This is a genomic window from Larkinella harenae (assembly GCF_054780515.1).
The window spans coordinates 212,858-229,672 of sequence record NZ_BAAGWE010000005.1; the positions used below are offsets into that span (position 1 = coordinate 212,858).

The following is a 16,815-nucleotide window of genomic DNA, read 5'->3' on the forward strand; positions in this document are numbered from 1 at the left end:
ACTTATGTCAACTTATAGACTCACTAAAGAAGCTGTACTGAACGCCCTCGGGCACGTCGAAGAACCGGACCTAAAGCGTGACTTGGTGACGCTGAATATGGTGAAAGACATTGAGTTAGGTGTTGATCAGGTCCGGTTTACCGTAGTGCTTACTACACCGGCCTGTCCGCTGAAAGAACTCATTCGCAAACGCTGCGTCGATGCCATTCACGCGTACATTGGTCCGGATATTGAAGTAAATGTGAACCTGACGGCCGACGTCAGCTCTACGCGTTTCAATACACCGGTTTTACCGGGTGTTAAGAACATTATTGCGGTGGCTTCGGGTAAAGGGGGCGTGGGGAAATCAACCGTTACGTCAAATCTGGCGGTAGCCTTATACAAATCCGGCGCTAAAGTGGGCATTATCGATGCAGATATTTTTGGACCCTCTATCCCGGTCATGTTTGGGTCGGAAGAGTTGCAACCTTCTGTATCACAGGTGGATGGAAAAAATATGCTGCATCCAATTCAGCAGTTCGGGGTTAAACTCATGTCCATCGGTTTTTTGACGCCCCGCGATAACGCCATCGTCTGGCGGGGTCCAATGGCCAGCCAGGCGCTGCGCCAGTTTTTTGCCGACACAAACTGGGGCGAACTGGATTACCTGCTGATTGATCTGCCGCCGGGTACGAGTGACATTCACCTGACGCTGGTGCAGACCGTGCCGGTAACGGGGGCGGTCATCGTCACGACACCCCAGAAAGTGGCGCTGGCTGATGCAACGAAAGGGCTGGCGATGTTCCGGCAACCGCAGATTAATGTGCCGGTATTAGGCGTCATCGAAAATATGGCGTATTTTACACCGGCTGAGTTACCCGATTCGAAGTACTATATTTTTGGAAAAGGCGGGGGGCAACAACTGGCCGACAAATATGATGTTCCGTTGTTGGGGCAGATTCCGCTGGTGCAAAGCATCCGGGAAGCGGGTGACGAAGGTAAACCGGTGGTGACTGAAAACGATCCGGTGACCTCGGGTGCGTTCCGGTCAGCTGCTGAAGCACTGGCGCAGCAGATCTCGGTTCGCAATGCCACCCTGGACAAAACCCGGCCCGTTGAAATTGTCCGTCAGTAAGCCAAATTGATTGGATAAAAGAAGGAAAAAACGTATTTTTACCGTCAGTCATTTAGACCACTTTTGTTATAACGTTGAGAATGGGACCTGTATCAGATAACGAATTATTAATAGATCGTGTCGAAACGGCACTGAACAGCATTCGGCCCTACCTGGAAGCAGATGGTGGCAACGTGAAAGTGCTGGAAGTGACGAACGACAAAGTTGTTCGTCTGGAACTGGTCGGAGCGTGTGGCTCTTGCCCGATGTCTGCCATGACTTTTAAAGCCGGTCTGGAAGAAGCCATCCTGAAAGCCGTTCCGGAAGTTGCGCGCGTCGAAGCCACGAACCTGACACCAGCCTTTTAAATCCATACGCCTACAAAGCAGGCTTAGAAGAGTTTGGCCGCTAATCCGTCGGATTAGCGGCTTTTTTGTTATTTTGCGCTTCCTCACCCCCGGATTTTCGTCCGGAAAAAGGGTAGTGTTTTGAAAAGTTTAACAACACGGACAACGTCTGTGGTACCTGAAATGAAAATAGGAATCTTCTTCGGTGGCCCGTCGCGCGAACGGGAAGTCTCATTTGCCGGTGGTCGTACGGCACTCACCCACATTGATAAAATATTGTTTCAGCCTGTCATGGTGTTCGTGGACGGTTTGGGCAATTTTATCCTGATTCGGGAAGAGTTTTTGGGTAAAAGCTCCATCCGGGCGTTCTACCCGCAACAGACCGATAGCCGCTTTCGGGTATACATAGAGTCACTGGCGGAACTGTCAGCTGAAGAGCAGGAAGTTCAGATCAATACCATTGGGCAGCGGATTCTGCCGCAGGAATTTAGCCAGCATTTTGATTTTGCCTTTCTGGCCATGCATGGTCCCGATTGCGAAGACGGTAGTATTCAGGGATTACTTGAATGGTATAAAATGCCCTACAGCGGACCCGGTTTGATGGGATCGGCGGTCGGAATCAACAAGATTTTACAAAATGAATTGATTGCGTTGGTCAACCAGCAGGATAAAAAAACATCCACCATCAGCCGACCAGACTGGAACCAGTGCGATAAAGCCAGCGTATTCGAATCGCTGCAAAATCTGCTGAGTTTGCCTATTGTGGTGAAGGCTCCGCATCAGGGCTCGTCCATTGGCGTCGTCATTATTCGGGAAAATAACCTCAGTGCTTTCATCAAAGCCGTCGACCAGTGTTTCTTCCGGCAGACAATCGATCTGATAGCCTGGAAAACGCTTTCGGATGAAGAGAAGGGGACATTTGTACAAGAAATTACCGAACTGGATTCGGGCATTGGTTACCCCGTGGTGATTGAAGAGACCGGCGAAATGATTTATCACCCCAAAACACTGCTGGAAAAAGCGGATGCCTGGGCTGTGTCTGGTTACGACTCGCTGGTCATTGCCGCCGTTAATTCCGAGGATGATGTGTTATTCGAGGAATTCATCAGCGGTCAGGAATTTTCGTGTGGGGTCATTCAGGATGATGACGGCACGGCGGTGGCGTTGCCTCCCACCGAAATCTACAACGTAACCAGTTTCGATTTCAAATCCAAATACCAATCCAATACGACCCGGAAACGGATTCCGGTGGGCACAACGCTGGAACATAACCGCGAAATTCAACTGAACGTGGCTGCGGTCTTTACCAAACTGGGCATGAATGTCTGCGCGCGCATCGACGGTTTTTTAACGCCGGATCAACCCGATGAGCCGGGCCGGGTGCTGCTGCACGATCCGAACACCATTCCCGGTATGTCACCTACTTCGCTTATTTTCAAACAAATGGCTGAGATTGGCCTGAACGTCACGCAGGCCATCACGTATTTTATTCGCCAGTCGCTGCGGGAACGCATTCGGACGGGGAAGGATATGATTCGGTTACGTCAGCAACTGGCCGATTTGGACACGCGCATGGCTGACCGCCAAAACCTGCATGTGCCCACGGAGGAATTCGTGGTCGATGTGTCCGGCGATGCACCCGAAGCCGCCTGGCAGGAAGCGAAAACCTGGTACGGTTTTCAGGCCGCCCAGGGACTGACGCGGCCCGTTGTGGTTTTAAAAACTGGACACGAACAGCACGAATTGCCGCTCAATTTGTTGTTTAAAGACACGGTTAGCGAAGTGCAGGAGGCTCTTTCGCAGCCCGTGCATCCATTGATTCTGGAAACCCGGGAGCGGGCCAGAGCCATTACGGAACGGTATTCTTAACACAACAAGCGTATGGATCTGCAATTGAGCGGGAAAACCGCCTTGGTAACTGGCTCAACGGCCGGTATTGGTTTGGCAATAGCTATAACCCTGGCTCAGGAAGGAGTCGAAGTAATTCTGAATGGTCGGAATAAAGAACGTGTCGATGCGCTGGTTCAGCAGTTGGCAACCGAATTGCCCGGTACCCGGTTTCGGGGTGTTGCGGCTGATTTCAGTAAAATCGAGGAGATCAACGCTCTTCTGACCGAACTGCCTGAGGTTGACATCCTGATCAACAACGTGGGTATTTTCGAACCAAAGGCATTTACGGAGATTCCGGATGACGACTGGTTTAAGTTTTTTGAAGTCAATGTGATGAGCGGGGTCCGGTTGTCGCGGCATTATTTCCCGAAAATGCTGGCCAAAAAATGGGGCCGAATCATTTTCGTTTCCAGCGAATCAGCGCTGCAAATCCCAACGGAAATGATCCACTATGGCACGACGAAGACGGCCCAGCTGGCCGTTTCGCGCGGTTTGGCGGAGCTGACCACGGGTACGGAAGTAACGGTTAATACGGTTTTGCCCGGCCCGACATTCTCGGAAGGAGTCGGGGATTTTATTGGCAATATGGCTGCCATGAATAAGGTTTCGGTGGAAGAAATGGAGAAGGATTTCTTCCAGAATGCCCGTCCAACATCCATCATGAAACGGTTTGCTACCACGCAGGAAGTGGCCAATATGGTGGTTTACCTGGCGAGTAACCTAGCGTCGGCCACAAACGGGGCTGCGGTCCGTGTTGATGGGGGTGTTACCAAGACGATTGCCTGATACACGCCGGAATTGCTCAAAAAACCGTCTGAACAGATTCGTTCAGACGGTTTTTTAATAAGTGTGCTACGCTGGTCAGGCTTTTTCCTCCCAGACCTGGCAGAGATTGACAAGTACTTCCACAGCTTTTTCCATATCCTGAACCGAAACCCATTCCAGCCGCGAATGGAAAGCGTGCTCGCCCGCGAAAATGTTGGGGCAGGGTAAACCCATAAACGACAACCGCGAACCGTCGGTGCCGCCCCGAATGCTCCGGCGTTCGGGATTAAGGCTGCTTCGGCGGATGGCCTCAAGCGCGTTTTCGACCACGTCCGGGTGTTGGTCGAGCACTTCTTTCATGTTACGGTATTGCTCTTTGACCTCAAATGTAGCGCTGGAATTGGGGTAGGACGTCAAAACCGTGTTCAGCAGATTCTGGAGATGCTGCTCTTTTTCGTGCAATCCGCTGAAGCTAAAATCCCGAATGATAAATTCAACCACAGCCTGATCCTGGTTGCCTTCCAGATGTCCCGGGTGGATGAAACCTTCCTTTCCTTCTGTCGTTTCGGGCGAAAGTGTGTCTTTGGGTAATTCGGCCAGTAGATCAGCGGCTATTTTCAGGGCATTTTCCAGCTTGCCTTTGGCAAAACCCGGATGCATACTAACGCCCTGAATGGTAACCTTCACGGCATCCGCCGAAAACGTTTCATCTTCCAGGGTTCCAAGCATTTCGCCGTCGACGGTATAGCCAAAGGCAGCGCCAAGTTTTTCCAGATTTACTTTCTCCGTTCCCCGTCCAACCTCTTCGTCGGGTGTAAACAACAGCCGGATGGTTCCGTGTTTGATGGCGGGTTCTTTGATGAGCAGTTCCGCAGCCGCCATGATTTCGGCGACGCCCGCTTTGTTGTCGGCGCCGAGCAGGGTGGTACCACTGGCAGTGATGATGTCATTCCCAATCTGGGCGTCCAGGTCCGGATGATCGGCCCGCCGGATCACTTGCGTTGGGTCGTCGGGAAGTACAATGTCGGAACCGTCCCAACCGTGGTGCGTGAGCGGTTTTACCCCTTCCCCCGTTACATCGGGCGAGGTATCCATATGGGCACACAGACAAATCACCGGCACGTTGGTCTTCGGGGTATTGGCCGGAATTGTGGCGTATACGTACCCGTAATCGTCCAGTTCGGCGTCCGTAACACCGATTTCGTGCAGTTCTTCGACCAGGAGCCGGCCTAAATCTTTCTGTTTTTCCGTTGATGGGTTGGTCGTGGAACGCGGGTCAGATTGCGTATCGATCTGGACGTACCGCAAAAACCGTTCGGTAGCCGAGGTTTGCATAAGAGTACACAGTTTCAGTTCAAAGCGCATAATTACCATTTTAAAGGATAATTTTAGCACTTTGTAAGAATAACCCTTCAACCATTGATCGTGTTTACGTTTTTTAGCGGTAAAAATGAATGTATGAAAACGTATTCTTATTCATTATCCAAGGTTCTTTTCGCACTCTTAGTACTCGTTGGCTTGGCGTTATCGGGGCATGCCCAGGAAGGTGGCAGAAATAAAGCGATCTATGCGGAAGCCTTAGGAAGCGGGCTAACGCTCAGCCTGAATTATGATTTTCGATTTAAACCAACGCAGAGCGGACTTGGAATGCGGGCTGGCATCGGGGGGGGGAGCTTTTCGGATAATAATTCTGACGTCAGGGCGGGGATCGTAACGGCTCCAATTCTGGTGAATTACCTCATTGGTGAGCGCCGGGTTGCGTTTGAAGCGGGTGCTGGCATTACGATGCTTTATGCTACTGCTTCCGGAACGGATTCTGGGACCGGTGAATTCATTCGGAGAAAGGGGTTTGGAGCGTTTGGATCAATCAATACCGGACTGCGACTACAGCCAATTCGGAATGGTGCTATTTTTCGGCTGACCTGGACGCCGGTGGTCAACGGAGATGGCTTCCGGGCGGGTTGGTTTGGCGTCTCACTGGGCTACGCATTTAAATAACAAAAACGCCGGAACTTGTCAACGTTCCGGCGTTTTTACAGCTTCTGCCAGCGGTCAGGCTTCCACGGCGGTTTTGAATTCCGATGTGAAGTGGAATTTGATTTCCGGGTTGTTCTGCATGTTCATGCGCAGAATCCAGTCGGATTCTGCCAGGAATACCGGGTTGGCGTCTTTATCATAGGCAATGGCCAGGCCTTTCAGACGGATAAATTCATCGAGTTTCTTTTTGTCATCCGACGTCAGCCAGCAGGCTTTGGAAACCGGCAGCGAAACCCAGCGGCACTTGGCGCCGTACTCGTGCTCAAGCCGGTACTGAATAACGTCAAATTGCAGTTCGCCGACGGTTCCGACAATTTTCCGGTTACCGCTGGTCATCGTAAACAACTGCGCAACTCCTTCGTCGGTCAACTGCTGGATTCCTTTTTCCAATTGCTTGGATTTCATCGGATCAGCGTTGATCAGCTCTTTAAAAATTTCCGGAGAGAAACTTGGGATACCGGTGTATTGCAGCTCTTCGCCTTCGGTCAAAGTATCGCCAATCTTGAAAGAACCCGTATCGTACAAGCCCACCACATCGCCCGGAAACCCTTCTTCCACAATGCTTTTGCTGTCGGCCATAAAACTGAACGGGCTTGAAAACCGTACGTCTTTGTCCAGCCGGGTGTGGTGGTAAAACTTGCCCCGTTCGAAAGTTCCCGAGCAGATACGAAGGAACGCAATCCGATCACGGTGACGCGGATCAAGGTTGGCGTGAATTTTAAAGACAAAACCGGTGAATTTCGACTCGTCTGGCTGAACGACACGCTTGTCGGTGGCACGGGCGATGGGTTCGGGTGAAATTGTGCAGAACGTATCGAGCAATTCCTTAACGCCAAAGTTGTTGACGGCCGAACCGAAGAAAACCGGTGCTACTTTCCCTTCCAGATAAGTTTGCCGGTCAAACGGATCGTAAACGCCTTCAATCAGTTCGGCATCTTCCCGAAGTTGCTCGGCATCCCGTTCGCCCACTTTCTGATCCAGCACCGGTGTATTGATGTCGATTTCCAGAATATCCTCTTCCACCTTTGTTTTGTTAACGCGGAAGAAGTTCATGGTTTTGTCGTAGAGACTATAAACACCCTTGAAATCGGAGCCCATGTTAACCGGCCAGGTCAGCGGCCGAACCCGGATGTTGAGTTTAGCCTCCAGCTCGTCCAGCAGATCGAACGGATTCTGGCCTTCGCGGTCGAGCTTGTTGATGAAAATAATCACCGGCGTGTCGCGCATCCGGCATACTTCCATCAATCGTTCGGTTTGCTCCTCGACGCCTTTCACGCAGTCGATTACCAGAATAACGCTGTCGACGGCGGTCAGGGTTCGGTAGGTGTCTTCCGCAAAATCTTTGTGACCCGGCGTGTCGAGAATATTGATTTTGAGGTTACGGTATTCAAACGTCATCACTGAGGTGGCAACCGAAATACCGCGCTGTTTCTCAATTTCCATGAAGTCCGACGTGGCCGACTTCTTAATTTTGTTTGATTTAACCGCTCCGGCGGTCTGAATGGCTCCCCCAAACAGCAGTAGTTTTTCGGTCAGTGTCGTTTTCCCGGCATCCGGGTGACTGATGATCGCAAACGTTCGGCGACGGCTAATTTCCTGTAGCGTACTCATTTATTGGTAAGAGTGGCCTTTGACGGGCCGTTTTCTTCTTTTTTGTGTTGAATTGCAAAGATACGAATTTTCAGGGCGGGGTGAGCAACAATCGGCCAGCACGGTGAGTTGATTCATGGTCTTTTCACCAGAATTAGTAGTTTTGAAAAAAAACGGCTTTACTTAACCTGAGCACATGAAGAAAACACTGTATCTTGTCCGACACGCTAAAGCGGAAGACAGGGCTATTTTCCAGCGGGATCACGATCGTGATCTGGTTACCGAAGGCATTATGGCGGCCGCTCGGGTAGGGCGTCACCTGGCTGATCGGGGAATTAGGCCTGATTGTTTGATTAGCAGCACGGCCAATCGGGCTAAAGATACCGCGAAAGTTATGGCTGAACAGTTGCAGGTCGATCCGGAGGCTATGATTCTGGAACCTAAGCTGTTTGATGGCGGGCCGAAAGCGTATATGGCCGCTATCAATGAAATGGGTCGGCAGTGTCAATCGGTCATGCTTTTTGGCCACAACCCGGACATTTCTTACTTCGCTGAGTTCCTGACGCATGCCGATGTGGGATCCATGAGCAAAGGGGCCGTGGCCATCATTGAGTTTGAGGGGTTGGAGTGGGCTGAAGTATCGGGCCGAACAGGTCAGTTACTGGACTTGATTCAGCCCAAAAAATTGAAAGAATCATGAATCGAAACCGGCGGATTCTGTTTATAGTAGCCATCTTATTCACCATTATCGTCGCACTGTTGGCCATCGACATGGGCCGTCGTACAACGGCCCCCTGGACCAAAAAACGGCAGCTTGAACGGGCGCTGCCGACCGAGCCAGATGGAACCGCGCTGGATTCGTCGGCTCTGAATATAGCGGATACGCTTTTTCTGGAAGATACGACAAGCCGCTAGGGGCCGAAAACCGTTCCCATTGATCAAATTAAACCCAGCCGTATGCAGGCTATCATTTCATTTTTTAAGCGCAAAATTCTCCGTGACAACCGCGATCGCTGGAACTATCAATATGACAAAGGGCTGTGGGAAGGGCTAAGAGGGCTTGATGAGCTGGCCCGATTTAGCGTCATAGTGGGTTATGTGAAATACCTGAAGCCAGGTCAGCCCGAAATTCTGGAAATTGGCTGTGGCGAAGGATTCTTGCAGCAACGACTTCAAACTCAGAACTATGGTCGGTACGTGGGCATGGATATTTCGGATACGGCTATCAAGACTGCCCAGGATCAGGCCGATAAAAAGTGTACGTATCTTGTGGCGGATATGGATAAGTATGAGCCAACCGGCCTGTTTGATATGATCATTTTCAATGAATCGATTTATTACAGCCGCTACCCACTCAAAACGCTCCAGCGGTATGCGACGTATCTCAAAGCCAATGGTTTACTGATTGTAACCATTAATAACCACAAACATAGCGACGAGCTCTGGGCCAGTATCAAAGACGGTTTTAAACTTTTCGACGAAGCCACGACCGTTACTACGAAATCAACCTGCGTTTGTAACGTATTGATGCCTAAAGAAATCGGGTAATAAGACGCCCGGGATGACCCATTAGTATAATTTGGCATATACTTTGTTTGTGTTTTGTGCAAACAATAATGGGTTCTATGGTGATGGATCATATACTAGGAGTTGGGTCGCGGGTTCGCCATGCCGAATTTGGTGAGGGCGTAATAATTAATGTTAAATCCAGCGCTTACACCGTGACTTTTATCGAAACGGGCGTCAAAATAGTGAAGTTGACGACACCAATGGAAGTTGTCGAGCTGATTGAGCTGGACAATGATCTGGTTAGTCTGTTCGATGTCGAGCAAGCGCTTTCCCGAATCCTGCAGAAGTGGGCCGATGTAATGGAAGTAGTGCCGCTGGGTGATAAATGGAAAGGAGGCAAGTTAATTCTGAAACCAGGGCGAACCGATTTGGCATCCAAAGAGATACCGATGGATGTATTTTTTCATAAAATTGTGATGATGCGGGATCGGTTACGGGTACTTGAGCAGCGCGTAAATGCCAGTTCTATTGACGAAGAAGAAAAGATCAATATACAACAATATATTACCCGGATTTATGGAAGCATGACGTCTTTTAATCTATTGTTTAAACAGACAGATCATTACTTCTCCGGAGAAAAGGCAATTGCAGAGTAGTGGAAATAGCGATGCAAGAATGTGATTTGGGTTAGGGTTAACCGACGAAATAAAGTACCCGCTGTTTTTGACGGCGGGTACTTTTGTTTGTTATGAGCGGGGATGAAAGTCCGTAATAATCTGCTGCAGGTAATCGCGGTCGAGGTGGGTATAAATCTCGGTGGTTGTAATGGATTCGTGTCCGAGCATCTGCTGAACTGCCCGTAAGTCGGCCCCCCCCTCGATCAGGTGCGTAGCGAACGAGTGCCGGAAGGTGTGTGGGCTGATTTCTTTGTGGATACCGGCCTCCATCGCCAGTTTTTTTATGGTTTTGAAGACCGAAATACGAGAGAGTGTGCCGCCCCGCAGGTTTAAGAAAACCGTATCTTCGGCTCCTTTCTGAATGTCCAGCTGACTCCGAACGTGGTCGATGTACAACGTGGTATGCTTGATGGCGTCCTTGCCAATTGGCACTAGTCGCATTTTATTTCCTTTCCCGGTGATTCGGATAAAACCGACTTCAAAATAACAACTGGTGAGCCGAAGGTCCAACAGTTCGGAAACCCGTAACCCCGAACTATACAGCATTTCGATCATGGCCCGGTCGCGGGTGCCGCCGGGTGTCGACAGATCAATGACGCTCAGAATGGCTTCGATTTCGGGAAAGCTGAGGGTGTCGGGCAATTTTCGGCTTAATTTAGGCCCTTCAATCAACTGTGTGGGATCAGCCTGTAGTTCATTTTCCAGCAGTAAAAATTTATAAAACGCTTTTAGGCCCGACAGAAACCGGGCCTGCGACGGAGCTGCCAGACCCAGGTCTGTTAGATAAGCCAGAAAGGCGAACAAGTCAGATTCGGTTACCTGCACAGGAGAAGCCGCCGAACCCGACAACTCCAGAAACTCACGCAACTTGTTGACATCGCGCAGATAAGCTTCGACGGAATTTTCGGCGAGCGAACGTTCCAGTTTCAGGTAGTTTTTAAAAGCGTTAATGTAACTTTGCCACACAGCGAAACAGACGGATTAAGGATTACAAAGTACGAATTACCCGTTAATTCCGAAAACCGTAACCCCGCAATCATGTCGATTCTGAACCGAACTCCATGAAGCAGATTCTTATTTTAAACGGCCCGAACCTGAACCTTCTGGGCAAGCGTGAACCCCACATTTATGGTAGCCGCACTTTTGTGGATTACCTGGAAACGATTGAGCAGGCTTTTCCGAATGTGCAGATACGGTATTTTCAGTCCAACCACGAAGGCGAACTGATCGACAAAATTCACGAGCTGGGTTTTACCATCGACGGTATAGTCATCAATGCCGGGGCCTATACGCATACATCGATTGCGCTTGCGGATGCGCTGTCTGCCGTGCCCGCGCCAACGGTGGAAGTCCATATTTCCAACGTGCACGCCCGCGAAACGTTCCGGCACCACAGTTACCTGTCGGCCAAATGCAAAGGCGTTATCGTAGGGCTGGGGCTATTGGGGTATAACCTGGCCGTACAGTATTTGTTGAGCCTGGATCAGGAGCCAACCGCATGATCACGTTTTATCCCGGTCCTTCGAAGGTATATCCGCAGGTAGCCGACTACGCCCAGGAAGCGATTCGATCGGGCGTGGTGAGTCTGAACCACCGCAGCCCCGGTTTTATGGATATTGTGCAGGAAACGCTTCGGCTGTTGCACGAAAAACTGGCAATACCGGCGGACTACCATATTGCGTTTGTTTCATCGGCAACCGAGTGCTGGGAAGTGATAGCACAATCGCTGACGGTGACAACGAGCCTGCATCCGTACGGGGGCGCTTTCGGGAAAAAATGGATGGAATACGCGCACCGGATCAAACCGATGATCCTGCCCGGCGAATCGGATGTGTTGTGCGTTGTGCAGAACGAAACATCAAATGGAACCCAGGTTCGGATGGATACGCTGGCTAAGTTCCGGCAGGAATTCAGTGGTCTGATTGCTGTAGACGCCGTTTCATCGCTGGGGGGGCTGTTGTTCGATTGGACACTGGCCGATGTCTGGTTTGCGTCGGTGCAGAAGTGCCTGGGCTTGCCGGCGGGACTGGCGGTTTTGATTTATTCACCCGCAGCCTTGAAACAGGCCGAAATCATTGCTGATCGGCAGTATTACAACAGCCTGTTATTCGTCCACGAAAACATGGCTAAGTACCAGACACCTTATACTCCAAACGGGTTGGGGATTTACCTGTTGATGCGGGTTTTGCAGCAGGTGCCGCCGATTGCGGAAATAGACGCTCTGGTTCGGGAGCGGGCCGCCGACTGGTACCGGTTTATCGCGGAACAAACCCGGTGGAAATTGTTGATCGAGCAGCCGGAACTCCGGTCGGATACTGTCATTGCCGTTCAGGGAAGCGAAGCCGAAATCAGTGTGGTAAAAACCGCTGCCCGTCAGGCGGGTATCACCTTGGGTAACGGCTACGGTGACTGGAAATCCACGACGTTCCGGATTGCCAATTTTCCGGCCATTGACGTTGCGGAGATTGAAACGCTGAAGACTTTTTTACGGGCCTCGTAGCAAATGCTAAACGTTAAAGAAATCATATCGGTTACGCTGATTCTGTTTTCGGTCATTGATGTGATTGGATCGCTGCCGATTATTATTGATCTGCGCCGGAAGGTGGGCAAAATCGAATCCGAAAAAGCTACCCTGGCATCGGCGTTACTGATGGTTTCGTTTCTGTATGTGGGCGAGTCCATTCTGAAATTGTTTGGGGTCGATGTATCGTCTTTTGCCGTTGCCGGTGCACTGATTATCTTTCTGCTGGGGTTGGAGATGATTCTGGGGCGGAATATCTTCAAGGCCGACGAGCACAGCACCGGAGCTGCCCACATTGTTCCGATTGCTTTTCCGCTGATTGCCGGTGCCGGAACCATGACCACCATTTTGTCACTAAAAGCCGAATACGCCACCGCAAACATTCTGGTTGGCATTCTGATCAACCTGGTCCTGATTTACATCGTTCTGAAGTCGTCGGAATGGATTGAAAACCGCATCGGGCCGGGCGGAACCAACATTTTGCGGAAGGTTTTCGGCATCATTTTACTTGCCATTGCCATTAAACTTTTTAAAAATAATTTCTGATGCAGACCCCCGATTCATTAAATGCCGTTGCCGAATTTCACCGAACATTTCATCATCCGGTTTTGGAGCAGCCGCAAATACCGTCCGAAAACCGTTGCCAACTCCGGGTTGCCCTGCTGGCCGAAGAGCTGAAGGAGCTGGAAGTGGCTATTCTGGAAAAAGATATTGTGGAAGTAGCCGATGCCCTGTGCGATTTGCAGTATGTATTGGCGGGTGCCATTCTGGAGTTTGGGCTGGGCGAAAAATTCAAGACCTTATTTGATGAAGTGCAGCGATCCAACCTGAGCAAAGCCTGCCTGACGGTGGAAGAAGCCGAAGCCACAGTGCAACATTATCAAGAAAAGGGAGTAGATTGTCACTATGTAGAGTCTGACGGTAAATATTTGGTGTATCGGACTGCTGACAATAAAACACTCAAAAATGTCAATTACTCGCCCGCTAATCTGGTCGGTATTCTGAAGTAGTCTACAAAAAGTCAGGCCGGTTGATCAACCGGCCTGAGCTTACAATAACCTAAATAATCACAGAAAAATAGGTTAGCTTATCCGATCCAGTGCTCTCGTTTGGATTTATCGAACGAAGAAGGTCGATGGTATCTCACATTAACCGGTCTGGAAGGACGGCTGTGTAGCCACCAGGTAAAGAGAACCAGCCCAATCAGGAAGGTGCCAATCAGGCCAGCATACACAATGTTGGAATAAAAAGCCTCCAGAGGCTGCAAGTTTGGGGTGTACAAAACCGTTACGTGACTAACGAGCTTGATGAAAAACAAGGGAAAGAGGCCCGTAGCCAAAACACAGCTGCCGAGAACCCCTTTTGCCATAATCATATCGTCCGAAACCTCCGTATTGGGTAAACTGCCTGCCGGATGCTTAGCATTTGGAAAAAGAATTTCCAATGGTTTTCGATACGCAAGCAGGGTGTAGCCGTTGAGGAAGGCCAATCCTGCCATAATTGCCCAGAGAAGGTAGTTCCAGAAACCGCTTTCAGCACCAAGCCCGTCGAATAAACCCATATAGATTATAAGCTGGGAGACAAAACCGCTCAAAGGTGGCAGGCTGCTGAGCGCCACCAACCCCAGTAAGAAAGAGACGGAGGTTTTGGGCATCGTGTTGAACAGGCCGCTAAGTTGTCCAAACTCTCTTGTTTTTGTCGCTTGCTGAATAGACCCGAGACTGTAAGACAGCAGCGGTTTGGCCAGCGCGTAATGAAACAGGTGCAGTATACCGCCGGTAAATCCCAGCACTGACAGCGAAGGGATATTGAACGCACTGCCCAGCAGACCAACGCCCAGGCCAATCCCCGTGATGCCGGTACTGGAAATACTGCTGTATGCTAGTAGTTTGCTGTTATCCTGTTGCCCATATGCTGAGCTGATCCCTACGATACCCGATAGGAGCGAAACAAGCAGAATCAGAAAACTGATGACAATGAGGTCGTTGTGAATGTAGGTTAGCGTGCGTAAAATACCGTAAAAACCCATGGGAATCAGTACACTCGACAGGATACCTGAAACGTGCGCTGGCGCAAATCGCTGGGTAGGTGACAGCCAGGTATGAAACGGAACAAAACCGGCATAGCTGCCAAAGCCCAGGAAAAACAACAGAAAAACCGGTAAAGGCGCGGATTGAAGAAAATACGGGCTAAGCCCCTCAAATCCAAACGTGCGGCCATTTAGAAAGACCAGGAGAAAACCGGCCATAATCAGAACCGAGCCAATCTGTAGCTGTACCAGGTAAGAGAGCCCGACTTCCCGAAACTTACTCCAACCTACTTCGAACAGGACCAGGCTCAAAACCGTCAATGTCATCAGCTCCCAGGCAAGCAGAAACGGGGTGCCTCCTCGCAGGGTACATACCAGCAGAAGAGAAATATGCAGCCAAAGAAGCGCAAAATGGTGCAACGAGAATTGACGATTGGACCGCGTTTGGCGGTATTGTTTCAGCGCACCGTGTGCATACAGCAAGCTGGTTAATAACGTCAGGCTGATGATAATCAGGAAAAAAGCGGATAAACTGTCGATGCTGGCAGACAACGACAGGTTGATCGTCTCAAACAGATTAAATTGCATTACGCCCCTTGACGACAACGCTCGAAATGCCCAGGAAGAAGCGGTAACCACGAGCAGAAAGTGCAGAAAGAGGCTGAGATAGTATTTAGTCTGCCCCCGGAATGCAAACACGCCCAGGCTACTGACGGCAGTAAATAAAATAACAGCTGACTCCATGCTCGCTTTCAATCTAACACTAGCGTCAAAAGTCTTACAGAGCTGTTAAAAGTGAATTAATGTAATGTTAAAAACCAGTTAAATCACCCTGTTTAGCTAAGTGTCCAGCTCAAAAGCCAGCGGTTTTTCAGACGAAACCTGACTGCGAACCGGCATGATGACTTCAACAGTTGTGCCTTTTCCCACTGTGGATTCTACGTTGATCTGCCCCCGATGGATTGTGATAATGCGGTGGGTTAGCGCCAGACCAATCCCGTGTCCAATAATACCCGACGTGTTTTCGGAACGAAAGAAAGGTTCAAACAAATGGGGGAGGTCGTTTGGTGGAATACCGTAGCCGCAGTCTTTAAAAACGAGCTGAATCTGGGCGTTGCCGGCTTTCAGGGCGACTGTGATATGATGGTCTTGGGAATACTTACAGCCGTTTTCCATCAAATTCTGAAAGGCCATTTGGAGGAGTGCTTCTTCACCCATAGTAATCAACTCATCTTCGTTGCCGGGTAGATTTTCGTATTCAATATCAATGCGGTATTCCTGATTTTTCTGGAGTAATTGGCTGCGTCCCTGCCAGAGTATTTCATCAATCCGGACGGGTTTAAACGACAACGTAGCGGCATCAGCATTAACCCGCGCCAACTCGAGCAGGCCGGTAACGAGCTTGTTCATTTTCCTGCCGTCTTCCAGCACGCTTTCCAGCGCCTGTTTATATTCGGCTTCATTGCGGGGCTGCATCAGGGCCACGTCGACCTGGCCCATCATGATAGTCAGGGGGGTGAGCAACTCGTGCGAAGCGTGCGAAACAAAGTTTTTCTGGAGAATAAATGCCTGTTCCAGCCGGTCAAGCATGGCATTGAACGTAATGGATAATTTAGCCATTTCATCTTTGGGCCGGCCCACCCGCAACCGGGCGTAGATATTGGTGGCCGATATGGCGTTGACCTGATCGATAATATCGGAAACCGGCTTGAGGGCATCACCGGCAAAAAACCAACCCGCAATCAGAACGATGCCCATACTAACGAGCCAACTGATCACCAGAATGTCGCGTAACCATTCGATTTTGGTAAAACCGTAGCGATCAATGGCAGTTGCCACTACAACCAGATTTCGGCGATGGTTGTCCGTATACCGCACGCCCAGGGTTTCAATCTCACCAGTGCGTCTGAAAATTTCCTGCCCACTGCGTACTTGTTCCAGAAACTGGGTTGAAACCTTTTCGTAGTTGGAGTCGGTCGAATGCAAGATTTGATTATTGGGGAGATAAATTGTGACATGCCCTTTGTAAAGAGACATGAAATTTAGCTCAATCTGTTGGAGCATCTCATCCGTTATGCCGCTTACTTCTACATTTTCCAGGGACTGAGCGGTGGCAAATGCATTTTGCCGGAGACGTTCATAAAATTCCCGCTCCCGATACTGATCAAATAAATAATAGATTGATAAAGAGAATAGCAGGATGATGGAGCCTACTAATAAGGTAAAAAGAACAGTTAAACGAGCACGAATAGTCATGATGAAGAAGGGGACGGGAACAAAGAATAGGAAGCAAAGAGATACAAAGGTGAAAGGAAAAGGCCTTACTTTCACCTTTGTCCCCCCGCACCCGTTAGCTT

General features: G+C 50.0%; 18 protein-coding genes. 13 read left to right on the plus strand and 5 right to left on the minus strand.

Annotated features, from left to right (window positions below; genetic code table 11):
• The first annotated feature begins 4 nt into the window (after nt 1-4).
• The 4 genes from ACYVH9_RS22810 (at nt 5) to ACYVH9_RS22825 (ending at nt 4,116) form a co-directional block, all read left to right on the plus strand.
• Complete coding sequence (locus ACYVH9_RS22810) at nt 5-1,114, plus strand: Mrp/NBP35 family ATP-binding protein (protein WP_460638723.1); 1,110 nt, start codon at nt 5-7, stop codon at nt 1,112-1,114.
• Between the two features lie 80 nt (nt 1,115-1,194).
• Entirely contained in the window at nt 1,195-1,461 is a 267-nt protein-coding gene (locus ACYVH9_RS22815) for a NifU family protein (RefSeq protein WP_460638724.1), read from the plus strand.
• 162 nt (nt 1,462-1,623) lie between these two features.
• Complete coding sequence (locus tag ACYVH9_RS22820) at nt 1,624-3,309, plus strand: D-alanine--D-alanine ligase family protein (protein WP_460638725.1); 1,686 nt, start codon at nt 1,624-1,626, stop codon at nt 3,307-3,309.
• A gap of 12 nt (nt 3,310-3,321) precedes the next feature.
• Entirely contained in the window at nt 3,322-4,116 is a 795-nt protein-coding gene (locus ACYVH9_RS22825) for an SDR family NAD(P)-dependent oxidoreductase (RefSeq protein WP_460638726.1), read from the plus strand.
• Between the two features lie 75 nt (nt 4,117-4,191).
• Here ACYVH9_RS22825 and pepT read toward each other — a convergent pair whose 3' ends face one another.
• On the minus strand, nt 4,192-5,430 hold the full coding sequence (gene pepT / locus ACYVH9_RS22830; RefSeq protein WP_460638727.1) for a peptidase T: 1,239 nt from the start codon (nt 5,428-5,430) through the stop codon (nt 4,192-4,194).
• 123 nt (nt 5,431-5,553) lie between these two features.
• Between pepT and ACYVH9_RS22835 the strand changes: the two genes are divergently transcribed.
• Nucleotides 5,554-6,093, plus strand: a complete 540-nt coding sequence (locus tag ACYVH9_RS22835; protein ID WP_460638728.1) for a hypothetical protein — start codon at nt 5,554-5,556, stop codon at nt 6,091-6,093.
• A 54-nt stretch (nt 6,094-6,147) separates the two neighbouring features.
• Here the strand turns inward: ACYVH9_RS22835 and ACYVH9_RS22840 are convergent, their stop codons facing one another.
• Nucleotides 6,148-7,743 (minus strand): peptide chain release factor 3, encoded by a 1,596-nt coding sequence (locus ACYVH9_RS22840; RefSeq protein WP_460638729.1) that lies wholly within the window; start codon nt 7,741-7,743, stop codon nt 6,148-6,150.
• A gap of 175 nt (nt 7,744-7,918) precedes the next feature.
• On the opposite strand from ACYVH9_RS22840, the gene ACYVH9_RS22845 reads away from it, so the two are divergent.
• The 4 genes from ACYVH9_RS22845 (at nt 7,919) to ACYVH9_RS22860 (ending at nt 9,887) form a co-directional block, all read left to right on the plus strand.
• Nucleotides 7,919-8,422, plus strand: a complete 504-nt coding sequence (locus ACYVH9_RS22845; protein ID WP_460638730.1) for a SixA phosphatase family protein — start codon at nt 7,919-7,921, stop codon at nt 8,420-8,422.
• A complete protein-coding gene (locus ACYVH9_RS22850; RefSeq protein WP_460638731.1) occupies nt 8,419-8,637 on the plus strand; it encodes a hypothetical protein in 219 nt (72 codons plus the stop codon). Before ACYVH9_RS22845 ends, ACYVH9_RS22850 begins: the two co-directional genes overlap by 4 nt.
• Nucleotides 8,638-8,679: 42 nt before the next feature.
• Complete coding sequence (locus ACYVH9_RS22855) at nt 8,680-9,270, plus strand: class I SAM-dependent methyltransferase (RefSeq protein ID WP_460638732.1); 591 nt, start codon at nt 8,680-8,682, stop codon at nt 9,268-9,270.
• Nucleotides 9,271-9,353: 83 nt separating this feature from the next.
• Nucleotides 9,354-9,887: a hypothetical protein gene (locus ACYVH9_RS22860; RefSeq protein WP_460638733.1), complete on the plus strand. Its 534-nt coding sequence runs from the start codon at nt 9,354-9,356 to the stop codon at nt 9,885-9,887.
• 90 nt (nt 9,888-9,977) lie between these two features.
• Here the strand turns inward: ACYVH9_RS22860 and xerD are convergent, their stop codons facing one another.
• A complete protein-coding gene (gene xerD, locus ACYVH9_RS22865; protein WP_460638734.1) occupies nt 9,978-10,874 on the minus strand; it encodes a site-specific tyrosine recombinase XerD in 897 nt (298 codons plus the stop codon).
• Between the two features lie 95 nt (nt 10,875-10,969).
• Between xerD and aroQ the strand changes: the two genes are divergently transcribed.
• From aroQ to ACYVH9_RS22885, 4 genes are read left to right on the plus strand one after another with little or no spacing between them, the layout of a single operon-like run.
• Complete coding sequence (gene aroQ, locus ACYVH9_RS22870; RefSeq protein ID WP_460638735.1) at nt 10,970-11,410, plus strand: type II 3-dehydroquinate dehydratase; 441 nt, start codon at nt 10,970-10,972, stop codon at nt 11,408-11,410.
• On the plus strand, nt 11,407-12,408 hold the full coding sequence (locus ACYVH9_RS22875; RefSeq protein ID WP_460638736.1) for an aminotransferase class V-fold PLP-dependent enzyme: 1,002 nt from the start codon (nt 11,407-11,409) through the stop codon (nt 12,406-12,408). Before aroQ ends, ACYVH9_RS22875 begins: the two co-directional genes overlap by 4 nt.
• Before the next feature lie 3 nt (nt 12,409-12,411).
• The gene (locus ACYVH9_RS22880; RefSeq protein WP_460638737.1) at nt 12,412-12,975 is read left to right on the plus strand and encodes a MarC family protein; all 564 of its coding nucleotides are present in this window, start codon (nt 12,412-12,414) and stop codon (nt 12,973-12,975) included.
• Entirely contained in the window at nt 12,975-13,439 is a 465-nt protein-coding gene (locus ACYVH9_RS22885) for a pyrophosphohydrolase domain-containing protein (protein WP_460638738.1), read from the plus strand. Before ACYVH9_RS22880 ends, ACYVH9_RS22885 begins: the two co-directional genes overlap by 1 nt.
• Before the next feature lie 77 nt (nt 13,440-13,516).
• On the opposite strand, the gene ACYVH9_RS22890 is transcribed toward ACYVH9_RS22885, so the two are convergent.
• Entirely contained in the window at nt 13,517-15,202 is a 1,686-nt protein-coding gene (locus tag ACYVH9_RS22890; RefSeq protein WP_460638739.1) for a proton-conducting transporter transmembrane domain-containing protein, read from the minus strand.
• A 96-nt stretch (nt 15,203-15,298) separates the two neighbouring features.
• Nucleotides 15,299-16,714: an ATP-binding protein gene (locus ACYVH9_RS22895; RefSeq protein WP_460638740.1), complete on the minus strand. Its 1,416-nt coding sequence runs from the start codon at nt 16,712-16,714 to the stop codon at nt 15,299-15,301.
• Nucleotides 16,715-16,815: the final 101 nt, after the last annotated feature.

What these genes read in the sequence shown, in the direction of transcription:
- ACYVH9_RS22810 (WP_460638723.1), top strand. Translation starts at nt 5, where the DNA reads ATGTCAACTTATAGACTCACTAAAGAAGCTGTACTGAACGCCCTCGGG.
- ACYVH9_RS22815 (WP_460638724.1), top strand. Translation starts at nt 1,195, where the DNA reads ATGGGACCTGTATCAGATAACGAATTATTAATAGATCGTGTCGAAACG.
- ACYVH9_RS22820 (WP_460638725.1), top strand. Translation starts at nt 1,624, where the DNA reads ATGAAAATAGGAATCTTCTTCGGTGGCCCGTCGCGCGAACGGGAAGTC.
- ACYVH9_RS22825 (WP_460638726.1), top strand. Translation starts at nt 3,322, where the DNA reads ATGGATCTGCAATTGAGCGGGAAAACCGCCTTGGTAACTGGCTCAACG.
- pepT (WP_460638727.1), bottom strand. Translation starts at nt 5,430, where the DNA reads ATGCAAACCTCGGCTACCGAACGGTTTTTGCGGTACGTCCAGATCGAT.
- ACYVH9_RS22835 (WP_460638728.1), top strand. Translation starts at nt 5,554, where the DNA reads ATGAAAACGTATTCTTATTCATTATCCAAGGTTCTTTTCGCACTCTTA.
- ACYVH9_RS22840 (WP_460638729.1), bottom strand. Translation starts at nt 7,743, where the DNA reads ATGAGTACGCTACAGGAAATTAGCCGTCGCCGAACGTTTGCGATCATC.
- ACYVH9_RS22845 (WP_460638730.1), top strand. Translation starts at nt 7,919, where the DNA reads ATGAAGAAAACACTGTATCTTGTCCGACACGCTAAAGCGGAAGACAGG.
- ACYVH9_RS22850 (WP_460638731.1), top strand. Translation starts at nt 8,419, where the DNA reads ATGAATCGAAACCGGCGGATTCTGTTTATAGTAGCCATCTTATTCACC.
- ACYVH9_RS22855 (WP_460638732.1), top strand. Translation starts at nt 8,680, where the DNA reads ATGCAGGCTATCATTTCATTTTTTAAGCGCAAAATTCTCCGTGACAAC.
- ACYVH9_RS22860 (WP_460638733.1), top strand. Translation starts at nt 9,354, where the DNA reads ATGGATCATATACTAGGAGTTGGGTCGCGGGTTCGCCATGCCGAATTT.
- aroQ (WP_460638735.1), top strand. Translation starts at nt 10,970, where the DNA reads ATGAAGCAGATTCTTATTTTAAACGGCCCGAACCTGAACCTTCTGGGC.
- ACYVH9_RS22875 (WP_460638736.1), top strand. Translation starts at nt 11,407, where the DNA reads ATGATCACGTTTTATCCCGGTCCTTCGAAGGTATATCCGCAGGTAGCC.
- ACYVH9_RS22880 (WP_460638737.1), top strand. Translation starts at nt 12,412, where the DNA reads ATGCTAAACGTTAAAGAAATCATATCGGTTACGCTGATTCTGTTTTCG.
- ACYVH9_RS22885 (WP_460638738.1), top strand. Translation starts at nt 12,975, where the DNA reads ATGCAGACCCCCGATTCATTAAATGCCGTTGCCGAATTTCACCGAACA.
- ACYVH9_RS22890 (WP_460638739.1), bottom strand. Translation starts at nt 15,202, where the DNA reads ATGGAGTCAGCTGTTATTTTATTTACTGCCGTCAGTAGCCTGGGCGTG.
- ACYVH9_RS22895 (WP_460638740.1), bottom strand. Translation starts at nt 16,714, where the DNA reads ATGACTATTCGTGCTCGTTTAACTGTTCTTTTTACCTTATTAGTAGGC.